The sequence below is a fragment of the Psychrobacter sp. CMS30 genome (genome assembly GCF_904846565.1).
GTDB lineage: Bacteria > Pseudomonadota > Gammaproteobacteria > Pseudomonadales > Moraxellaceae > Psychrobacter > Psychrobacter maritimus.
Genome location: NZ_CAJHBF010000023.1, coordinates 15,619 through 37,136, shown reverse-complemented (window position 1 = coordinate 37,136; position 21,518 = coordinate 15,619). Strand labels below are relative to the sequence as shown.

Annotated in this window: 18 protein-coding genes; 17 read left to right on the top strand and 1 reads right to left on the bottom strand. The window is 42.6% G+C overall.

Going from position 1 to position 21,518, the window contains the following annotated elements; genetic code table 11:
* Positions 1–422: 422 nt before the first annotated feature.
* From JMX94_RS11310 to JMX94_RS11230, 17 genes are all read left to right on the top strand, one after another.
* Positions 423–1,868: a glyceraldehyde-3-phosphate dehydrogenase gene (locus JMX94_RS11310; RefSeq protein ID WP_201565475.1), complete on the top strand. Its 1,446-nt coding sequence runs from the start codon at positions 423–425 to the stop codon at positions 1,866–1,868.
* A 348-nt stretch (positions 1,869–2,216) separates the two neighbouring features.
* Positions 2,217–3,431, top strand: coding sequence for an Obg family GTPase CgtA (gene cgtA / locus JMX94_RS11305; protein ID WP_201565473.1), 1,215 nt, complete (start codon positions 2,217–2,219; stop codon positions 3,429–3,431).
* Positions 3,432–3,571: 140 nt separating this feature from the next.
* Entirely contained in the window at positions 3,572–4,744 is a 1,173-nt protein-coding gene (gene proB, locus JMX94_RS11300; RefSeq protein ID WP_201565464.1) for a glutamate 5-kinase, read from the top strand.
* A gap of 289 nt (positions 4,745–5,033) precedes the next feature.
* Positions 5,034–6,170: a uroporphyrinogen decarboxylase gene (gene hemE, locus JMX94_RS11295; protein WP_201565462.1), complete on the top strand. Its 1,137-nt coding sequence runs from the start codon at positions 5,034–5,036 to the stop codon at positions 6,168–6,170.
* Between the two features lie 177 nt (positions 6,171–6,347).
* Positions 6,348–7,415 carry an N-acetyl-gamma-glutamyl-phosphate reductase gene (gene argC, locus JMX94_RS11290; RefSeq protein WP_201565460.1) on the top strand — a complete coding sequence of 356 codons (1,068 nt, stop codon included), beginning with the start codon at positions 6,348–6,350 and terminating at the stop codon, positions 7,413–7,415.
* A gap of 103 nt (positions 7,416–7,518) precedes the next feature.
* Positions 7,519–8,445 (top strand): hypothetical protein, encoded by a 927-nt coding sequence (locus JMX94_RS11285; protein ID WP_201565458.1) that lies wholly within the window; start codon positions 7,519–7,521, stop codon positions 8,443–8,445.
* Between the two features lie 168 nt (positions 8,446–8,613).
* Positions 8,614–9,021: an ATP-dependent Clp protease adaptor ClpS gene (locus JMX94_RS11280; protein WP_201565456.1), complete on the top strand. Its 408-nt coding sequence runs from the start codon at positions 8,614–8,616 to the stop codon at positions 9,019–9,021.
* A 698-nt stretch (positions 9,022–9,719) separates the two neighbouring features.
* Positions 9,720–12,284, top strand: coding sequence for an AAA family ATPase (locus tag JMX94_RS11275; RefSeq protein WP_201565454.1), 2,565 nt, complete (start codon positions 9,720–9,722; stop codon positions 12,282–12,284).
* A 158-nt stretch (positions 12,285–12,442) separates the two neighbouring features.
* Positions 12,443–13,180, top strand: coding sequence for a uracil-DNA glycosylase (locus JMX94_RS11270; protein ID WP_201565447.1), 738 nt, complete (start codon positions 12,443–12,445; stop codon positions 13,178–13,180).
* Between the two features lie 77 nt (positions 13,181–13,257).
* Positions 13,258–13,809, top strand: a complete 552-nt coding sequence (gene tadA / locus JMX94_RS11265) for a tRNA adenosine(34) deaminase TadA (RefSeq protein ID WP_201565445.1) — start codon at positions 13,258–13,260, stop codon at positions 13,807–13,809.
* A 187-nt stretch (positions 13,810–13,996) separates the two neighbouring features.
* On the top strand, positions 13,997–14,755 hold the full coding sequence (cmk, locus tag JMX94_RS11260; protein ID WP_201565443.1) for a (d)CMP kinase: 759 nt from the start codon (positions 13,997–13,999) through the stop codon (positions 14,753–14,755).
* Between the two features lie 235 nt (positions 14,756–14,990).
* Positions 14,991–16,682 carry a 30S ribosomal protein S1 gene (rpsA, locus tag JMX94_RS11255; protein ID WP_201565441.1) on the top strand — a complete coding sequence of 564 codons (1,692 nt, stop codon included), beginning with the start codon at positions 14,991–14,993 and terminating at the stop codon, positions 16,680–16,682.
* A 254-nt stretch (positions 16,683–16,936) separates the two neighbouring features.
* Positions 16,937–17,242: an integration host factor subunit beta gene (locus tag JMX94_RS11250; protein WP_183620940.1), complete on the top strand. Its 306-nt coding sequence runs from the start codon at positions 16,937–16,939 to the stop codon at positions 17,240–17,242.
* Between the two features lie 263 nt (positions 17,243–17,505).
* Positions 17,506–17,916 carry a lipopolysaccharide assembly protein LapA domain-containing protein gene (locus JMX94_RS11245; protein ID WP_201565439.1) on the top strand — a complete coding sequence of 137 codons (411 nt, stop codon included), beginning with the start codon at positions 17,506–17,508 and terminating at the stop codon, positions 17,914–17,916.
* Between the two features lie 76 nt (positions 17,917–17,992).
* On the top strand, positions 17,993–18,691 hold the full coding sequence (pyrF, locus tag JMX94_RS11240; protein ID WP_201565438.1) for an orotidine-5'-phosphate decarboxylase: 699 nt from the start codon (positions 17,993–17,995) through the stop codon (positions 18,689–18,691).
* A 215-nt stretch (positions 18,692–18,906) separates the two neighbouring features.
* Positions 18,907–19,701 (top strand): metallophosphoesterase, encoded by a 795-nt coding sequence (locus JMX94_RS11235; RefSeq protein ID WP_201565436.1) that lies wholly within the window; start codon positions 18,907–18,909, stop codon positions 19,699–19,701.
* 103 nt (positions 19,702–19,804) lie between these two features.
* Positions 19,805–20,641 carry a histidine phosphatase family protein gene (locus tag JMX94_RS11230; protein WP_201565434.1) on the top strand — a complete coding sequence of 279 codons (837 nt, stop codon included), beginning with the start codon at positions 19,805–19,807 and terminating at the stop codon, positions 20,639–20,641.
* Between the two features lie 176 nt (positions 20,642–20,817).
* Here the strand turns inward: JMX94_RS11230 and rpsT are convergent, their stop codons facing one another.
* Entirely contained in the window at positions 20,818–21,084 is a 267-nt protein-coding gene (gene rpsT / locus JMX94_RS11225) for a 30S ribosomal protein S20 (RefSeq protein WP_010200097.1), read from the bottom strand.
* Between the last annotated feature and the right edge of the window lie 434 nt (positions 21,085–21,518).

Sequence of the window (21,518 nt, the reverse complement as noted above, 5' to 3'; positions counted from 1 at the left end):
TGACTAATTATCAATTACTAATAGTCTATTGTTCATATCTCGTTATTGGTAGCTCGTTACTGAAAGCCATTTAAGTATTTTATATTAATCAGGTTTTTACATTGATTTTAGTCTATTAAAAATGGGACGGTAGCATAAGCTGTTTTTATTTTTTATTCAGTAACTTATAGAGTAATGAATAGCCCAATGAATAGTGCAATGAAAAATGCGATAAGTTGGACAAATTCGGTTATCACTAGCAAAATAGGGCGTTTTAAGCTAAAATCTCCCTTATCTAAAGACTGCGCTGATAAAAACGGTGACGATAACCACTGCCGCAATAGTCGAGCGTTATCGTTTTAGAATCATTACCTAACTTAGTGATGACCTATCTATTTATATTTCTTTATACTTTACTGATTACCTAATTACTGACCATAAGGATGTTTCTCGTGAGCAACGCTGATACCTTACGCCAATTACATCAAGACCACTTGAGCAATTATAACCAACAAGAGCAACAAGCCATTGAGCTGATGGGGCTTTTGAATAAGCTTTATAATGAGCAAGATGTACAAGTGACTTTGTTTGGCGACACGCTAGATACGACTTCTGTAGGTCAAATATTAGCATTGCATCAAAAAGTAGCGCTACGCGAGCAAGATGCCAAATCTATCGATATCGCGGATACGTTAGCGATGGTGAAAGCGCTTGCAGAGAGTAAAGATATCCAAGCGGCACGTATCGATGTCGGTCAGCTGATTGCTAATGACAGTGATTTACAAGCGGCTTTACAGTCTATTGGTACTGATAAAGGTGCTAGCAATGGCGCAACGGATGTCGTGTTATATGGTTTTGGCCGTATTGGTCGTATCTTAACGCGTCTATTGTTGTCACAAGCATCAAGCGCCAAGGGTATGCAGCTAAAAGCGATTGTTGTACGTCCTGCAGCTGCGGGCGATTTGGCCAAGCGTGCTTCATTGCTTGAGCGTGACTCAATCCATGGTAGCTTCGCTGGTGGTGTGGTTGTTGACAATGAAAACAATGGTTTGATTATCAATGGCCGCTTTGTGCAAGTTATCTATGCCAAAGACCCAAGCGAGATTGATTATACTGCTTATGGTATCAAGGATGCATTGGTCATTGATAACACGGGTATCTGGAAAGATGAAGCCGGTCTGGGCAAGCATCTGCAGTCTACTGGCGTGAAAAAAGTATTGTTAACGGCTCCTGCAGGCGGCGATATCAAAAACGTCGTCTATGGCGTAAATAACGATACCGTTGGCGATGACACTATCGTTAGTGCAGCCAGCTGTACGACTAACGCCATTACCCCAACGTTAAAAGTTTTAAATGATGAATACGGTATCGAAAACGGTCACGTTGAAACCATTCACTCGTTCACTAACGATCAAAACTTAATTGATAATTATCATAAAGCCGATCGCCGTGGCCGCAGTGCGGTATTGAATATGGTTATTACCAGTACTGGCGCGGCAAAAGCAGTTGGTAAAGCACTACCAGAGCTGAGCGGTAAATTAACCGGTAATGCTATTCGTGTACCAACGCCAAACGTCAGCTTAGCAATTTTGAACTTAAACCTTAAAACTGCGCCAGCTAGTGCTGATGCGTTAAATGAGTTTATGCGTAAAGTTTCTAATAGCAGCCAGTGGCAAACGCAAATTGCTTATACGGATTCTACTGAAGCGGTATCGACCGATTTCGTCGGTGATATGCATGTCGGTATCGTCGATGCCCAAGCAACGATTTTGACCGATAACCATGCTATCGTTTATATTTGGTATGATAATGAAGTAGGCTATAGCACTCAGGTATTACGTTTGGCAACGCAAATGGCTGGCATCAGCTATACGCAAATCCCAGCGTAAAACATTGCACGGCTACTATTTTAGCTGCTTTTATTTAGATGAAACAGCTATACGAAAGTAAGTTTTATCCTAGATAAATCGGTGTAAATGGTTAAAGGTAGTATTCAAACACCCGATAGTCCGAATGGTTATCGGGTGTTGTTGTCATAATAAATGCTAAGTTAGAGTGACATTACATTCTAACTGGCACACTTTTTAAAGAAGTTTTATAAACTCGAGATATTTTATAGTTATTAATTTTTATAATTATGAATTTTTCACAATTACCCAAACATATAGCTACAGCCTAAAATACAGTCGTTGACTGTAACCAGTTTATAAACTGGATGGTAAATAAAGGAACGTAAGATGCGATTTATTGATGAAGCCGTCGTAACGGTAAAAGCAGGTGACGGTGGTAACGGAATCGCCAGTTTTCGCCGAGAAAAGTATGTCCCACGCGGTGGCCCTGATGGTGGCGATGGTGGTAAGGGCGGAGATGTCTATGTCATTGCAGAAGACAACACCAACACCTTAGTTGACTATCGTTATACCCGTCGTTATGACGCCATGCGCGGTGAAAACGGTCATAGTAAGAACTGTGCCGGTAAAGGTTCTGATGACATCTATTTGCCAGTCCCAATTGGTACGACTGTGGTCGATACCGAAACTGACGAAGTGTTGGGTGATTTGATTGAGCTTGGTCAAACTTTATTGATTGCCAAAGGTGGCGACGGTGGTTTGGGTAATACCCATTTCAAAAGCTCGACCAACCAAGCACCGCGCAAAGCCACATCAGGTTTTGAAGGCGAGTTAAAAGTGCTTAAGTTTGAGCTAAAAGTTGTGGCTGATGTGGGTTTAATTGGTTTGCCTAATGCTGGTAAATCGACCTTTATCCGTCAAGTTTCTGCTGCTAGACCGAAGGTTGCTGACTATCCATTTACCACGTTAGTACCAAATTTAGGCGTGGTAGATATCGGTCGTCATCGCTCATTTGTCATGGCCGACATTCCAGGTTTGATTGAAGGCGCTTCAGAAGGCGCAGGACTTGGCATTCGCTTTTTAAAGCATGTCGCTCGTACGCGTCGTCTGTTACACTTGGTTGATGTAAAACCAATCGATGGCAGTGACCCAGTAGAAAACGCCCGTATCATTTTAAATGAGCTTGAGCGTTTTTCACCTGAATTGGCCAATTTGCCACAGATTTTAATCTTGAATAAAATCGATCAAGTTGCCGAAGAAGACTTAAATGAACTTTGTACCCATATTGTGGCTGAGCTTGGTTGGACAGGTATTGTATTCCGTACCGCAACATTGACTGGCGAAGGCGTCGATGCCGTTAAATACCATTTAATGAATGAGATTGAGCGTGAGCGTGAGCGTGAAATCGAAGACCCTATTTTTGCTGAAGCACAAAAAGAGCGTTTTGAGCGCTTAGAAGCAGAAGTACGTCTGAATACCGAAGCACAGCGTGAAGCATATCGTGCAGCTCGCAGAGCGGCGCGTGAAGGCATTGACTTAAACGACGATGTAGATGACGACGACCTAGATGATGATGGCGTTGAAGTGGTTTACGTGCCTTAAGTGTATTTTATTTAACTTCATGAGCATTAAGTTCACAAGTTTTAACGTTAGGTGCTTTAAGTTTACGTTCTTTAAATAGGTGTGCGCACAGTTTTTAATTTAATCCCCGTAATCACTTTACACTAGCAACAGGAGTTTATATGGCAGTTGACATAGAGAACACGACCGAAGAAGCAAGGTTTGTTAAGCAAGCTCGCAACTTTGATATTCAGCGCGTTATTGTCAAGATTGGCTCATCGTTATTAACCAATAATGGGCGAGGGCTTGATCGAACTGCCATCTACGAGTGGGCAAAGCAGATTGCCAAGCTGCATAAGCAAGGCGTCGAAGTGTTACTTGTATCTTCAGGTGCGGTTGCTGAAGGCGTGGTACGCATGAATCTTGATGAGCGTCCTAAGAAACTGGCGGCGCTACAAGCTTGTGCGTCTATCGGTCAGATGGGTTTGATTGAAACTTGGTGGTCAGCGCTGATTCAGCACGGTATTCAAAGCTCGCAGCTGTTACTGACTCATGATGATTTGTCTAATCGTAGTCGCTATTTGAATACCACGGGGGCGCTAACGCAATTATTAGAATGGCGCGTGCTGCCAGTGATTAATGAAAACGATACTATTACCATTGATGAGATTAAATTTGGCGATAATGACACCTTGGGCGCGATGGCAGCGGCGATGGTCAATGCCGATTTATACATTATCTTAACCGATCAAGAAGGTGTTTTTACCGATAATCCCCGTAATAATCCGAATGCTAAAATGATCCGTCAAGAGCGGGCGATGGCGGATTATTTATTTGATATCGCCGGTGATGGCGGCAAACTTGGTCGCGGCGGTATGCTGACCAAAATCCGTGCCGGTCGCTTAGCTGCGATGGGCGGTTGTCCGACGGTCATCGTTAGTGGCGCTATCGACGATGTTATTACTCGTGTGGTTTCGGGTGAAGCCGTCGGTACGTTATTGACCACCAATGATGAAGATAAAATCATTGCACGTAAACAGTGGCTAGCGGCGCATTTGCGTATGTCAGGTTCTTTACTTGTTGATGCTGGTGCTGCAAAAGCAGTCGTTGAACATCACAAAAGCTTGCTACCGGTCGGTGTGGTAGAAGTCCGCGGCGATTTCGATGAAGGTGATGTGGTTGAGATTGTCCATCAAGATACGGGCGAGCGTATCGCTGTCGGTCAAGTGAACTTCTCATCGCGTGATGCTTGCCGTGTGGCTCGTGAGCGTACGGAGCAGTTTGATAGAATCCTTGGGAACAATGAAGAGCGCGTGGTCATGGTACACCGTGATAACTTAGCGCTGACTATGTAGACCGTTTAAGTCATTTACCCTATTTTACATGTAAGTACGATAGGTATAAGCACGATATTATTAATTAAAGGCTAACAGCAAATGACGCTCTAAAAATCCCAGATATTGTTTAATGAAGGCTAATCTGATGCCTGTTAACCAATCATTTAGCATGTTTAGTATTTTGTAATAGAGTGTCGCTATCTGAGCGTTTTAATATTCTTTTCTTTAACTTATTTTATCCAGCCCTGTTATTCAATTGCTTAACTGTTCATTTGAATAACGATGGGGCTGTTTTGGAGATTTGTACATGAGTGCTTCAGACAATAATAACGCGCTAGAGCAGAATTTTGCGCCTTTAAAGAACGATAGGTTGCTACGCGCCTTGCGCTTTGAGCCAATAGATACCACGCCTGTGTGGATGATGCGCCAAGCCGGTCGTTATTTACCAGAATATAAAGCCACCCGCGCTGAAGCTGGTGACTTTATGAGTCTATGTAAAGACACCGCGCGCGCTACCGAAGTTACTTTGCAGCCCTTACGTCGTTATGACTTGGACGCTGCGATTTTATTTAGTGATATTTTAACCATTCCTGATGCGATGGGATTGGGTTTATACTTTGAAACCGGTGAAGGCCCAAAGTTTAAACACCCTATTCGTACGCAGGCAGATTTAGATAGATTGCCAGTACTCGATGTCAATGACTCGCTTGATTATGTCATGCGTGCGGTGACAAGTATTCGTAAAGCCTTAAACGGACAAGTGCCATTATTTGGTTTTTCTGGTAGCCCTTGGACACTAGCGACTTATATGATTGAAGGCGGTAGCTCAAAAGATTATCGCTATACCAAAGGTTTTTTATATAGCAATCCTGAGTTTTTACATCAATTATTAGACAAGTTAGCAACGTCAGTAATCGATTATTTGGATGCGCAAGTGGTCGCTGGGGCGCAAATATTACAGATATTTGATAGCTGGGGCGGGGCGCTTGGCCATCGTCAATTTGTCGATTTCTCTCATGCTTATAATAAGCGTATTGTCGCTGAACTAAAGGTGCGTCATCCTGAAATACCAGTGGTATTGTTTACCAAAGGTGGCGGATTATGGCTTGATGTGCAAGCCGATAGTGAAGCCGATGCCTTGGGTTTAGACTGGACGATGCCTATTGATCGCGCCCGTCAAGTCTTGACCGAAAGTCAGCGCCAGTTGACCAAGCACCATAAAAAGCTACAAAGTAGCAAAGCCATTCAGGGTAATTTAGATCCTGCGACTTTATATGGTTCGCCTGCGACTATCCGTGCTGAAGTCAATGCCATGCTAGATAGCGCTTATGCCAATGGTGAAAAAACAGGCTATGTGGCAAACTTAGGTCACGGTATTACCCAGTGGGTCGACCCTGATAATGCCAAAGTCTTCATCGATGCGGTACATGACTATAAGATTTAATATTTAATGTGGCTAGTTTTTAAAATTAGCTAACATTAAGAAGCGAGAACTTATTAAAAGCGATAAATTTAGACGCTATTAAATTTAGACCCTATAATTTTTATACTTAGGTGTAGACATTATAGCTATCTACCATTAATTGAGTAAGAAACTGCATAAAAGAAAAAGGGATATCTTATGATTTCAGCAGCGATTGTCGGCGGCACAGGCTATACAGGTATTGAGCTGATTCGCTTATTATCTGCCCATCCTGAAGTGTCTATTGATTTGCTAACCTCACGTAGCGAAGCTGGCACCCGAGCTGATGAGATATTCCCAAGCTTACGCGGCATCTCCGATATCGTTTTTAGCGATTTAGGTGATGAGACGCTAGCGACCTTGCAAAAATGCGATGTGGTATTCTTTGCGACCCCGCATGGCGTGGCAATGAAGCAAGCAGAGGCGTTAACGGCAGCGGGCGTAAAAGTGATTGATTTGGCCGCCGATTTTCGCTTGCAGTCATTAGCAGATTTTGAACACTGGTATCAGCAAGCGCATGCCTGTCCTGAATTATTAAAGACAGCCGTTTATGGTTTACCTGAAGTCAACCGTGAAAAACTTGCCGATGCTTTGGTGGTCGGTAACCCTGGCTGTTATCCAACCACAGCTATCTTGGGCTTAAAACCCATTATCGATGCGCAAAATAAGCAAGCCCAAAGGCTGGTTGAATCACGTATCGTTATCGATGCGAAATCTGGCGTTTCGGGCGCGGGTCGTCAAGCAAAGCTTGCCCTTAATTATGCTGAAACCACAGACAATTTCAAAGCCTATAGCGTTGAAGGTCATCGGCATTTACCGGAGATTGAGCAGGGTGTTGCTCAGTTATTAGAGAGTCAATTTAGCCATCGTATCCGTTTTTTACCGCATCTTGTGCCGATGATACGCGGGATGCTCAGCTCTATTCATCTTGAGCTGACGGATGCAGGCGCTGCTATTGATTGGCAGCAAGTATTTGAGACAAGCTACGCTGCAGAAGCCTTTGTGGATGTGATGCCAAAGGGTCTTTATCCTGATACGCGCAGTGTGCGTGCCAGTAATCGCCTGCGTATTGGTCTCCATCAAGACAATGCGCGTGCCGAGCTGACGGTGATTGTCGTGCAAGACAACTTGGTGAAAGGTGCGGCTGGGCAAGCGGTGCAAAATATGAATGTGATGTTTGGTTTCGATGAATCAATGGGCTTAAATTTTGCCCCTATCGTTCCTTAACAGATGTTTATCTATTATCAAATCCTTCATGTTTATGGCGCTAGGTATTGATTATAAATTCCGCTATAATAACCTGCCCTTACTGTTAAGAGATACTGTCTAAATGCGTTTGAAGAGTGTACTACGCCTTTGCCCACAGCCCGCACGTTTAGCGTGCCAAGACTCTATTTCTTATGATTTGGAGGGTAGTCTGCATCTCTCTTACCCTGATTATCGCAATTGTTATCGTAGTAATACTGCGGCTATCAGTCGCCTTGGTATCAGTAGAGATGGTATCAATAGCCATGGCATCAGTCAGTCACAGCAAGGTGCTTCTACCTTAGTATTGGCATTATTTGTGGTGGCGATATTGGTAACAGCAGTGGTTGGACTCTTATTTGGTCACAAACTTGGCTATCAGCGCGGCTATTATTCGATGCAAACCGAAGCGAAGCAAGCAGTTATTACCAGTAAAGAGGCGACGCAAGAACTAAAAGATTTACGCCTTAGCAGTAAAATCGCGACCAATGAAGCGGCTACCGCTAAGCAAGAGCTAGAAATAAGTTTGGCAAACCTAAAAGAGCTACGCGAAAATCAGCAAGAACTGACGGTTGAAAACAAACAAGTAGCGCAACTTAATGAGATATATGCCGAAATCATTAGCGAACAAGGCGGTATGCCATTACAGATACTTGGCGCGAAAATTGAACCTTTACCTGAGAACGCTTTTGAATATGGCTTCGATATTGGTATGCTTGCCAGCGATGGTAAAGCCAAGCGCTTAAAACCAACGTTAACCTTGCTCAATGACGATGACTTTGTAGAAGTGCCATTAGAGCCAGCAAGTTATACCATTGAAGGAATCACGCGCATTCGCGGACGCTTTATGATGCCGTCAGGCTTTAAGCCGTTGCAGGTTAAGCTGAGCTTGCGAGCAGGTGGACAGGAAGTAGAGCAATTATACGATTGGAAGCTTGGCGACAAGGTCGATAATATGCCGCTGTCGTTATTAGACTTACCAGAGGTTGATGAAAGCCCGATTGAACCTTAATCTTTTAAGGTTTGATTGAGAGTTATTGTTTGCATCTTTTACTATTTTTATGTTGCTGTCTCCCATGGCTGATACCTAATGACATATCAATATGTCGATATGTCTGCCAATATTTTTTAATCCCCCTTTATGTTGTTATAAACACACCTATTAATTTGTATTCTAATTATGATAAAACAAACCCTATTACAATCAACGCCCACCGTTGCGGATTGGCATTTCCCCAATATACCGACGCATTTTGCGCAAGATGGCGATCCTGAAGGTGAAACCACACCGCAAGCTGACGTATTAGTGGCAGAGCCAGAAGTGGCAAAACCACCGATGTATGCGGTGGTGATGTATAACGATAACTACACGCCGATGGAGTTTGTCGTTTATGTGCTGCAGTCAGAATTTCGTCATAGTATGGATTCAGCGGTTGAGATTATGCTGACCATTCATAATAGTAGCAAAGGTATTGCGGGTATTTATCCAAAAGACATTGCTGAAACCAAAGCTAAAAAAGTTAATAGCCTTGCGCACCGTGAAGGCTATCCTTTATTGACTCAAATAGAGCCGCATCAAGGCGAATAGTTTTTTAGCACGCTTCTGTGATAAGTTTTCTACATTTTCCCTATTTATATGACCTCTGTTTTTATGTCAATTGCTACTATCTTATTTATACCATTAGCTTTTACCCTTCAAAATACTTTCTAACCTAGAGCAATAGAGCAAGCCTAATGAGTTATTTAACGGTTTGCTCTAATATATTGACTCACTTTAAGTCTAATGCCTGCAAATTTAGTATCTCGCCAGTTATTATCTCTTTAATATGTCTAACCCTTTCATTTTAGACTTGATTTTCCTCTGATACAGCCCTATATATTAAAGTATACTCTTGTACACTTAATCTCAGTTTACCCCTCGTTTTTTTAAATCGTTTTAGTATTTTTATCTCTGTTATATTCAACAGCCAATCTCGAAAATATACGCTCACATTACTTTATTGATTATGGTTTTTTGGCTGTATCAACGCCTCTAACAAGCTTGGTGGACACTTCGATACATTTTAATCGGCGTTAATAGATTGACTATCTTTAAGTATCATGTTGATATAAAGGTAAGCTGAAAATAATGTCTACGTCATGGAAGTTGGTATTGAATAACATTGAGTAAAGTCTCTTAATAAACCTAACATAGCCCTTGAACAATCCATCTATCGCCCTGATTTAGTTACTAACTCATTCATAAAGCTATCAATAATAAGATAGGTACAACCGTAGGAAGTCCTTATGTTAAGTCGTCATCTTGAAGTTTCTTTGCGTTTAGCAATGACACTTGCGCGCCAAAAATCGCATGAGTATCTCACTGTTGAACATCTACTACTGGCATTATTAGAAAATACCAATGCTGCCAATACGTTGACTGCTTGCAATGCCAATGTCTCAACCTTGCGTAGCGAGCTTGAAGCTTATATCAATAAGCATACGCCAACGGTCGATGCTGAGACTGAACAATCACCACAACCGACCCAAAGTTTTGATCGTATCCTGCAACGGGCTATTTTCCATGTGCAGTCTATTGGTGGCGGCCGTCTGGTTGAAGGGTCTGATATTTTAGTATCGATGTTTTCAGAGCATGATACTTACGCCGTTTATTTACTCAAAAAGCAGGGCATTAGTCGCCTTGAGCTGACCCAGTATTTATCACACGGTCAAGATAAAGATGAGCCATCTGAGCCACGTGCTTCAATGACAGGTGAGCGCCGTAGTGCCTCAGAAAAAACCAGTAAAGACCCCTTGGTCGAATTTGCAACCAACTTAAACCAACGCGCCGCTGAAGGTAAAACCGATCCATTAATTGGCCGTGGCCCTGAAATTGAACGCGCAGCCCAAGTGTTATGCCGTCGCCGTAAAAATAACCCGTTATTGGTGGGTGAGCCGGGCGTGGGTAAAACCTCGATTGCTGAAGGTTTGGCGTGGTTGATTATCAATGATAAAGCACCGAAGCCACTCAACGGCTGTGTGATTTATAGTCTAGATATTGGCTCGTTAATCGCCGGTACTAAGTATCGCGGTGATTTTGAAAAACGCATGAAGTCGTTGCTTGATGCACTAAAGAAAAAGCCCAATGCGATTTTGTTTATTGATGAGATTCATATGATTATTGGCGCAGGTTCGTCAATGAGTAGCAATATGGATGTGTCAAACTTAATCAAACCGGCACTTGCCAATGGCGAGCTGCGCTGTATTGGTTCAACGACCTTTACTGAATATCGTCAGGTTTTTGAAAAAGACCATGCATTGTCACGTCGTTTTCAAAAAATCGATGTGAAAGAGCCAAGTGTTGATGACAGTATCGATATCTTACGTGGGCTGAAACCGCGTTATGAAGAGTTCCATAATGTCGAATATACCGATGAAGCCTTGGTAACGGCCGTTCAATTATCAGCCAAACATATCCACGAGCGTTTTTTACCGGATAAAGCCATCGATGTCATCGATGAAGCTGGTGCGTATAAGCGTTTGGGTATCGTCGCTGATTTGGACGATATTGACGCCGAAGAAAGCTTTATCGCTGATTTAGAGCAAGATTTTGATGCGCAAATTGATGCCGATGAAGAAGGTTTTGAAGGCGTTGATGATGACAGTATTGATGAGACAGGCACGGTCAATGAGATGCAAGACGAAGCAAATGCTGCCAAAGCCAATGATAGAGCAAAAGCTGATGGGTCTAAAAAATCTAAGAGCAAACGTGCACCGATAAAAATCGATGTCGCCGATATTGAAGCTATCGTTGCCAAGCTTGCGCGTATTCCACCCAAATCCGTATCCAGTGATGATAAGAGTATTCTTCAGCATTTAGACCGTGATTTGAAGCACTTGGTGTTTGGGCAAGATGAAGCGATTGAGACCTTGGCCGATGCGATTAAATTATCGCGTGCCGGTCTTAAAGCACCTGATAAGCCAATTGGCTCGTTTATGTTTGCTGGTCCTACCGGGGTTGGTAAAACAGAGGTCTCGCGTCAGCTAGCAAACTTATTGGGTGTCGAGTTGGTACGCTTTGATATGTCAGAGTATATGGAAGCGCATACTGCTTCACGTCTGATAGGTGCGCCTCCAGGTTATGTTGGCTATGATCAAGGCGGTTTGCTTACCGAAAAAATCAATCAGCATCCGCATTGCGTGTTGTTGCTTGATGAAATCGAAAAAGCCCACCCAGATGTCTTTAACTTGTTATTGCAAGTGATGGATCATGGCACCTTGACAGATAATAATGGTCGCGTCGCTATCTTTAAGCAAGTGATTGTGATTATGACCACCAACGTCGGTGCGGATAGTATCAGTCGTTCTTCTATGGGCTTCACACAGCAAGACCATAGCCGCGATAATACCGAGGCGCTCAAACGTGTGTTTACGCCTGAGTTCCGTAACCGTCTTGATGCCATCATTCAATTTAATCCACTGGATACCTCTGTCGTCGTATCTGTAGTCGATAAGTTCTTGGTTGAGCTACAAGTCCAGCTTGATGATAAACAAGTAACGCTAGAGATTGATGATGAGGTACGTGATTACTTAGCGGATAAAGGTTATGATCGCCTAATGGGTGCGCGTCCTATGCAGCGTCTGATTCAAGACGAGATTAAGAAACCATTGGCAAGCATGATTTTGTTTGGCGACTTGGTAAACGGTGGGGTTGTCCATCTGACCTTGGAGCCTGAAGATGCTAAAGATCAAGACGGCAATGCGGTTAAGCTTGAGAAAGGGTCAGATAAAGGCTCCTCTGACAGTCGTATTATTCTAACGGTTGTTGAGACACATGAGCCGCATCCAGACTCTGAATCATTAGCCAGCTAGGTAGTTTTTGCTGTTAGTATCATAAGAATGGTTACTGCGTTATAAAAACGGTTACTGCGGTAGCCGTTTTTTTTATTGCTAATTATCACGTAGCAAAGCCAATATTTTGCTAATATCAGTGTTAGCGTATCCTGATAACAAATAAAAAAGGATTGATTATGACATTACTTGATGTACAAGCAACAAAGACAGAGGCACAAAAACAAGCGATTTTAGACAATGTACGCTTACCAGAAGACTGGAAAAACGCCTTAGCAGAAGAATTAACTTCTGACAATATGGATAACTTGCGTGCGTTTTTAAAGGAAGCCTATCAATCAGACGATAGTATCTATCCACCAGCCCCTTTGATGTTTAATGCGTTAAATTTAACCCCTTTGTCACAGGTCAAAGTCGTGATTTTAGGTCAAGATCCTTATCACGGACCAGGACAAGCAATGGGTTTATCATTTTCAGTGCCCAAAACCATTCCAAAACCACCTTCACTGAATAATTTGTTGAAAGAGATGGCAAGTGACATAGGTATCGCGCCGTCAAAACATGGTGACCTGACCTACTGGGCACAGCAAGGCGTATTGTTATTAAATAGCTCATTGACCGTGAGAGAAGGGGAGCCAAATAGTCATCAGAATAAAGGTTGGGAGCAGTTTACCGATGCGGTCATTGATGTGGTCAATGAACAAACAGAGCATACGGTATTTATATTGTGGGGTAGTAAAGCGCAGAAAAAAGGCAAATATATTAATACTGATAAACATCTGATTTTGACGGCTGTACATCCTTCACCGTTGGCTGCTAACCGTGGTGGGTTTTTCGGCTCTAAGCCATTTTCTAAAACCAATGATTATCTACTACAGTATGGTCGAACGCCAATTGACTGGCAGCTGCCACAGTAGCTGTTAAAAATAATCGTCAAAAGTGGTTTTTAAAATAATAGTTCTATTAATATTCAAAATAATAGTTGTACTGATTAATGAAACATAGACAAACGATAAGCTTGCAGCCTTATCAATTAGCGAGCAGCCTGATATCGGCAAGTACCTTTTGGTTGCTTGAAGATTTTAAGTGGATGCAAAAAGCCCTTAAGCTTGCCAAACAAGGTGCCGCGCGGGAAGAGGTGCCAGTAGGGGCGATATTGGTGCACAATCAGCAAGTAATTGGGCAAGGATTTAACGAGCCGATTGGACGCCATGATGCGACGGCTCATGCTGAAATTGTCGCTTTAAGAGATGCTTGCATGCGTTTAAAAAACTATCGCTTGCCATTACAGACGACGTTATATGTGACTTTAGAGCCGTGTACCATGTGTATCGGGGCGCTGATTCATGCTCGCGTCGATAGACTCATTTATGCGGCAAGTGAGCCGAGGGCTGGCATGGTTGGCAGTCAAATGAACTTGGCTGCCCAGCCATTTTATAACCATAGTATTCAAGTACATAAAGGCTTGTGTAGTGAGCATAGCAGTCAGATGCTAAAGGCTTTTTTTCGTCAGCGCCGCCAAGCGTTAAAAAATAGCAAGCGCTAGAAATAACAGTGAGCATAAACCATTAACAAGATATTATGCTCATTGCTAGTGATAGGAAGGTTTGTTTGCTATACTATCGCCCTATTTGCTTACGAACACGTTTATTGGCGTGCAAGCGTTTGATAAACCAGTGGAAATTTACGCTATTTGCCATTTTGTAAGCTGTACCGACGATTAAGTGAGTGTTATGACTGCTTTTACATCCAATACTAATGATAATAATAGCGACATTTCGTCATTGCGCTATCCGGTTATCTGTATTGATGGTCCAAGTGGGGCAGGTAAAGGCACGGTTACGTGGCGCTTAGCGCAAACGTTAGGGTATCAGCTGTTAGATTCAGGGGCGTTATACCGCATTGTTGGTCTAAAGGCATTTGAAGCCGGTTTGCTAAATGTAGATGGCGAGCAAAGTATCGATGAGGCGGCGCTATTAGCATTGACTCAAAGCTTGCAAATAGTTTTTGAGCCTAATAGTGATTCAGGACGCGTGGATATCATTGTTAATGGTACTAAGATTGGCGAGCAAGTACGCAATGAAACTGTCGGTGGTTATGCTTCACGAGTCGCAGTTTATCCAAAGGTACGTCAAGCCTTGCTTAAATTGCAGCAAGATATGGCGACCCAATCAGGATTGGTTGCCGATGGTCGTGATATGGGTACCGTGGTTTTCCCAGATGCCGATGTTAAGGTCTATCTGACGGCAAGTGCCAAAGCTCGCGCAGAACGCCGCGTGGCACAGCTTTTACAAGCGGGACAAGCTGCCGATTTTGAAGCAATTCTTGCGACGATTAAAGCGCGTGATGATCGTGATGAAAACCGTGCAACGGCACCGTCGAAGCCTGCAGAAGATGCGCTGGTTTTAGATAGCTCTAACCTAGACGCTGATGCGGTTTATGAGCTTGTAAAAAAACATTGTCAAGATCAAGGTATTTGCTTTAATCGTTAATAAAAACAACATATTAAGTACTAAAAAGTTTCCTATGGCTTTCATTTTAGTATAAAATTATATAAGTATAAGTAAGACAGTTGTTGCTAATGAATTTGCTGACACATTCGCTTATTAGCAACAAAGGTTTTTTTATATGACTATATAAGATATAAAACCAGTATTTCGTTTTATACAGTCATAAATTTGATCCGTACTGTGCTGGACAGGATACGGCTATACAAAGGTAGACATAATGGAATCATTTGCTGAACTATTTGAAGCGAGCATCGAAGAAACAGGTCTTGATATCGAGCGTGGCTCGGTTATCACAGGTACTGTTGTGGCCATCGATAGCGATTGGATCACAGTAGATACTGGTCTTAAATCTGAAGGTATCGTCGCTCGTGAAGAGTTTTTAAGCGAAGAAGGCGAACTTGAAGTTGAAGTTGGCGATAGTGTCGATGTTGTGGTTGAAGCGGTTGATAACGGTATGGGTCAAACCTTACTGTCACGTGAAAAAGCCAAACGCGTTGAGACTTGGAATTTCCTTGAGAAAATCTCTGACAATGATGAGATCGTTAAAGGTATTATTTCTAGCAAAGTAAAAGGCGGCTTTACCGTTGATATCGGTTCAGTTCGCGCGTTCCTACCAGGTTCATTGGTAGACGTCCGTCCGATTCGTGATACTACGCATCTAGAAGGCAAAGAGCTAGAATTTAAAGTTATCAAACTTGATCAAAAACGTAACAACGTTGTGGTAAGTCGCCGCGCTGTTATGGAAGCTGAAAACTCAGCTGAGCGTGAAGAGCTATTGAACAAGCTTGAAGAAGGTATCGAGATCGAAGGTATCGTTAAGAACCTAACTGATTATGGTGCATTCGTTGACCTTGGTGGTATTGATGGTCTATTGCACATCACTGACATGGCATGGCGCCGTATCAAGCACCCATCTGAGGTGGTTGAAGTTGGTCAAGACCTTAAAGTTAAAGTACTTAAGTTTGACCGTGAGCGCAATCGCGTAAGCCTAGGTCTAAAACAACTTGGTACTGATCCTTGGGATAACGTTGGCGGCACATACCCAGTAGGTAGTGTGGTTAAAGCACGCGTAACTAACCTAACTGATTATGGTTGTTTTGCTGAAATTTCTGAAGGTATTGAAGGTCTAGTACACGTATCAGAAATGGATCACACCAACAAAAACATCCATCCATCGAAAGTTGTTCAAGTGGGTGACGAAGTTGAAGTGATGATTCTTGATATCGATGAAGAACGTCGTCGTATCAGCTTAGGTATCAAACAAACTCTAGCCAATCCATGGGATGAGTTTGATAAGAAACATGAGCGCGGTGATAAAATCACTGGTACGATCAAATCTATCACTGACTTCGGTATCTTTATCGGTCTAGACGGTGGTATCGATGGTCTTGTACATCTATCTGATATCTCTTGGAACGAAACTGGCGAAGAAGCTATCCGTAACTACAACAAAGGCGACACCGTTGAAGCAATGGTATTGTCTGTAGATTCAGAAGCCAACCGTATCAGCCTAGGCGTGAAGCAGTTAAGCTCTGATCCATTCAACGAATACCTAGTCAACAATGACCGCGGTGCTATCGTTAATGGTAAAGTAAAAGAAGTAGACGCTAAAGGTGCTACTATTGAGCTTGCTGACGAAGTTGAAGCATATCTACGTGCCTCTGAAATTCAACGTGACCGCGTTGAAGATGCGACTAAGCATCTAACAGTTGGTGATGACGTTGAAGCGAAAATCATCAGTGTTGATCGTAAAACTCGTAACATCAGCTTGTCAATCAAAGCGAAAGACGAAGCTGAAGAGCGTCAAGCGATTAAAGAGCTAAGCAGCACTAGCACGACTAGTACTACTGCCGGTTCTGATGCACAGCCAAAAACTATTGGTGACTTGATCAAAGAACAAATGCAGTAAGCTGTATATTGTTGATATAATTAGTATATAAAAAGAAAGCGACTCCGGTCGCTTTTTTTTGTGATTAAATTTGGGTATGAAGCAAATGCTTAACGATTTCCTGTAAAAGGGGAAACTCTTATTTCCATTTGCGCCAATATCCGCTATCATTTGCAACATTGAGTAACGAGATGTGAACGTAAACCTAAATAGTCATAAAATGATAGTTTACCTCACAACCATCTTATCCATTAATCAATAAGGCCAGTGTGATAATGCAGCAAGCAATTAACAAGTCCGAATTTATTAGTAATCTGAGTGCGAATTGTGACAACATGACAGATACCGTTGTCGATGATGCAGTACGCGAAATATTAAATTTGATGACCGATACTTTAGCCAACGACGGCCGAGTAGAGGTGCGTGGCTTTGGTAGTTTTTGTCTCCATCATCGCCGTGCACGTATGGGACGCAACCCTAAAACAGGCGAAAGTGTACCAGTACCTGCCAAAGCCATTCCACATTTTAAACCTGGCAAAGCACTACGTGAAGCCGTCAATGATAAAGTAGCCCACGGTTAGGAACATAAGCAGAATAGTAAGACGTTTAATTTTATAATTATTAAAGTTGCTGATTACTAGGACGTCTTACTATTAAAGCTGTTTCTGATTAAAGAATCTTATTATTAACGCTTTTTATCATTAAACAAAAACGAATAAGCTAAGAGATATAAAACCAGTCTTTTTATATAAGAGGCTAGATATTGAAAACCTTTACTAGCAGTCGCTATGGCTGCGTTATTTGCTAAACTGTTCATACTATTCAACATAAAAGGATACGTCTGATGCGCATTTTACTGCTGGTATTACTGTTTTTGAGCTTTGCTTATTCGCTAGGTTTAGTATTAGCCAATAATACTGAAGTTGGGGTGAACTTATTATTTTCCCAAGCACCGACGATGAACCTGGGCTTATTGTTGATTCTGTGCCTGATACTCGGCATCATCATTGGTATGTTACTAGCTTTACTCATGTTCCGTGTGCTACAAAATAAGTGGGAAATCTCACGTCTACAAAAATTAAATGCCAATCTGCAAGAGCAGGTGACACAAGCCAATATTGTTATTGACCGTCAAGCAAACGCGCCGTCGGTAGAAGAAGCGGTCTATGGCACGACAGCGACCAATGTACAAGATGGTAGCGTCAGCGATGTAGATGATGGTGCAATGTTAACCAAGCAAAAGCGCGACTATTAGTCGGTCAGATGACCATTCTATTTCTAATAGCTCTATATACAATCATTTGATAAACCCGATAGAAAGTGGCATAACTATGAATAACGCAAATACCTCTCCCGTCGTCGTTGCTTTAGATAACATGACGAGAGATGCCTCGTTAGCACTGGCTGACCAATTAGATCCGGCGTTATGTCGCTTAAAGGTAGGTAAAGAGCTGTTTACCCGCTGTGGTCCTGAGATAGTTAAGGCGCTACATCAGCGTCATTTTGAGGTGTTTTTGGACTTGAAATTCCATGACATTCCTAATACCACGGCACAAGCGGTCTTGGCGGCAGCTGAGCTTGGCGTATGGATGGTCAACGTCCATGCAAGCGCGGGCTTAGAGGCGATGTCATTAGCCAAACAACGCTTGTTAGACGGTAATTTTGAAACCTTGTTAATCGCTGTTACCGTACTGACCTCTATGGACAATCAAGCATTGATGCAAACGGGCATCACGGACGGCTTAGATATACAAGTAAGCCGCTTAGCACAATTGACTAAGCAAGCAGGTCTTGATGGCGTGGTATGTTCAGCACAAGAAGCCAAAACGCTTAAGCAGCTATGTGGTCAAGATTTCAAGCTGATTACTCCGGGTATCCGCCTGTTAGACGACAATGCCGATGATCAAAAACGCATTTGCACGCCGAAACAAGCGTTAAATGATGGCTCTGACTATTTAGTAATTGGGCGCTCCATTACCCAAGCAACAAATCCTGCGGCTAAATTACAAACGATACTTCAAAGTATCTAGAGGATTATAAAATCTCTAAAATTTTATAATCTGTTTTGAGGTTTTTAGCAGCATAACTATAGAAAAGACAGCCTAACACGCTGTCTTTTTTACTTTTTGCCAGTCATGAAAAAAGTGCTACACTGGTTAAATTTATGTTGATAGTAAGCCTAGGTATAGACAGTTTTTTATCTTCAAGTTTTTGCAAATGGCATGATGGGACAATAGTAAAACCTATGAAATTACAGATTTTAAGTGACTTACATATTGACAGCTATGCTCGTCAGTCGCATCCGCTAGGGCATATCCCGAAAACGGAAGCAGATGTGGTGCTAGTAGCGGGGGACACTGCCAACAGTGATAGTGGTATGCCATGGCTACAAGAGCAAGCAGCGCGCTTACAAGTGCCATTAATTACCATCTCTGGCAATCATGAGTACTTCAACGAAGATGTGCTGCACTTTGATAAGAAGCTTGCGACTTGGGATGATTATAATAGTGAATTAAAGCAAGGCGTGCGCGTGTTACAGTGTCAGCATATTGATATTGGCGAGGTGCGAATTTTAGGTTGTACGCTATGGACGGATTATCAGTATCAAGCTAACGAAGATACCATGGCAGCGGCTAGGCGTTTTATGCGTGATTATAAGCAAATTTATGCCGGTGGCGAGCTGTTTTCACCTGAAGTATCAATGCAAATCCATGCTGAGCAGCGCCGATGGTTGCAGCAAGCATTAATAACTGCTAAAGCACTGGGTAAGAAAACTGTGGTCATGAGTCATCATAGTATCAGCCCGTTATCTGTGTCTGAGAAGTATGCTGAGCTGCCAAGCAATGCCGCTTTTGTCAGTGATTTATCGAGCTGGATGTATGAAGATTGGGCGCCCACGCTTTGGGTGCATGGCCATACCCATGAAGCCTTTGACTATCAAATCAATAAGACGCGAGTCATCGTCAATCCGCGTGCCTATCCGAATGAGGTGAGCAGTACTGCATTGGCATTTGCTTGGGATAAGGTGATTGAGATTTGATAAATCGTCTTAACTAAGCGTTTAAATTTATAAAGATACGCTATATTGCAACTGAACTTATATTTTGTTCATTGATGTCAAAAAATCTGCTACGCTTGCTATCATGAGTAAACTGCCTAATAACACCCTATCAAAACTATCCGCTGCGCAGCGTGCGAGTCACACGCCAAGTGCACCAGCGCCCTCGCACTTACCTGACAGTATGATGTCTTCGGTCGGCTTACTGCCTACGGATAAACGGCTGATTTTATTTACCAGACATTCTTTACGTGAGCGCTCTGACGGTAATGGTTTTGCCAGTTATCAGTTGCCGCTGACCCAAAAAGGTCGCGTCTTAGCGAAGTCTTGGGGGCGCTGGTTGGCAGGACATCTGCCGTATTCGCTCGATGTCGATAGTATCTCAAGCCCGATTGGGCGTTGTATTGATACCGCGCAGCTGATGCAAGCAGGCGCGGGGCTACAACGTGATATCTCGCATCAATCATTATTGGTCGAACCCGGTAGTCTGGTGACAGAACCTGAGATTGCCACTCCCATATTTAAAGAAATTGGCGTGCTCAATTTTATCAATCGCTTTTTACAAGGCAATCTTGAAGGTACTAAAAACGCCTATCAAGGTGGGCTTGATCTTTTATCACTGTTTTACCAAAATCAGCCTGAGCATGGGCATTTAATGCTTGCCGTCAGTCATGATACCTTGCTGTCAGCTTTTTTGGCGGTGATGTTTGATGTGACTGAGATTGATTGGAATGACTGGCCAAAGATGATGGAAGGGGTGTTCTTGTGGTTTGATGATAAGCCATTTGAGCAGGCCAGTGCTTATTTCGTCTGGCGCGGTGAAGTTTATGTGCGCCCGATTCATACTTTGCTTGACAGTTACCGTGCGGCCGGCTTCCATCCGAATAAACTGCTATTGCCACCAGAAGTAAAATGGACCTAAGTATTTTTTGCTAAACATCATTTTCTAAAACTGTTAAACACTTTTAAGCAGTTATAAATGATAAATAAAGTGATAAATAAACAGGCATAAAAAAACCTTGCCCCAGTATTAGAACTGGTAACAAGGTTTTAGTCATCACACTATAAAAGTGCAATGCGGTCTAAACGCAACCAATCTTAAGCTTGTAAGCCTTTGATGGTTTTGTTTAGGCGGCTCTTACGACGAGCAGCTTTATTCTTATGAATAATACCTTTGTCAGCCATACGATCAAGAACCGGTACCGCTTTTTTGTAAGCTTCGGTAGCCGCGTCATAATCTTTAGCAGCGATAGCCGCGTCAACACGTTTTAGATAAGTACGAACCATAGAGCGTTGTGACGCAGAGTTCTGACGACGTTTGGTGTTTTGACGGGCGCGTTTACGAGCTTGTGCAGTATTAGCCACGCGTATCTCCTTGATAAAGACAGATAAAAATATGAATGTTGATTGCAATAATAATGGGTTTAACAATCATCGGTGACGAGCAGCCTCTCGCCAAACATGATGTCGATGTCTGATATTAGAGTACCTATCTGTTATTAAAGGCACCTAAATTAGTAATAGATCATCGCAAGCGCCAGAACTGTTTGGAATAATTAAACAGCGTTGACGTGTAAAGCCGGTTATCTTAGCAAATTATTGCGCTTAGAACAATATATTTGATGATTAATGCGTAAAGAAGTTATGCTAGCACACGGATTGCTGGTTTTTAGGGTGGTTAATAAGCGTTTTATCAAGCAAATGAGCAAAATATCTAGCAAAAGTGTCGGCTTAAAACGGCTGATTGGTGCAATCAATTTGATGGCTGATAAAATCTCTTACAATAAATTGTGTAGAAT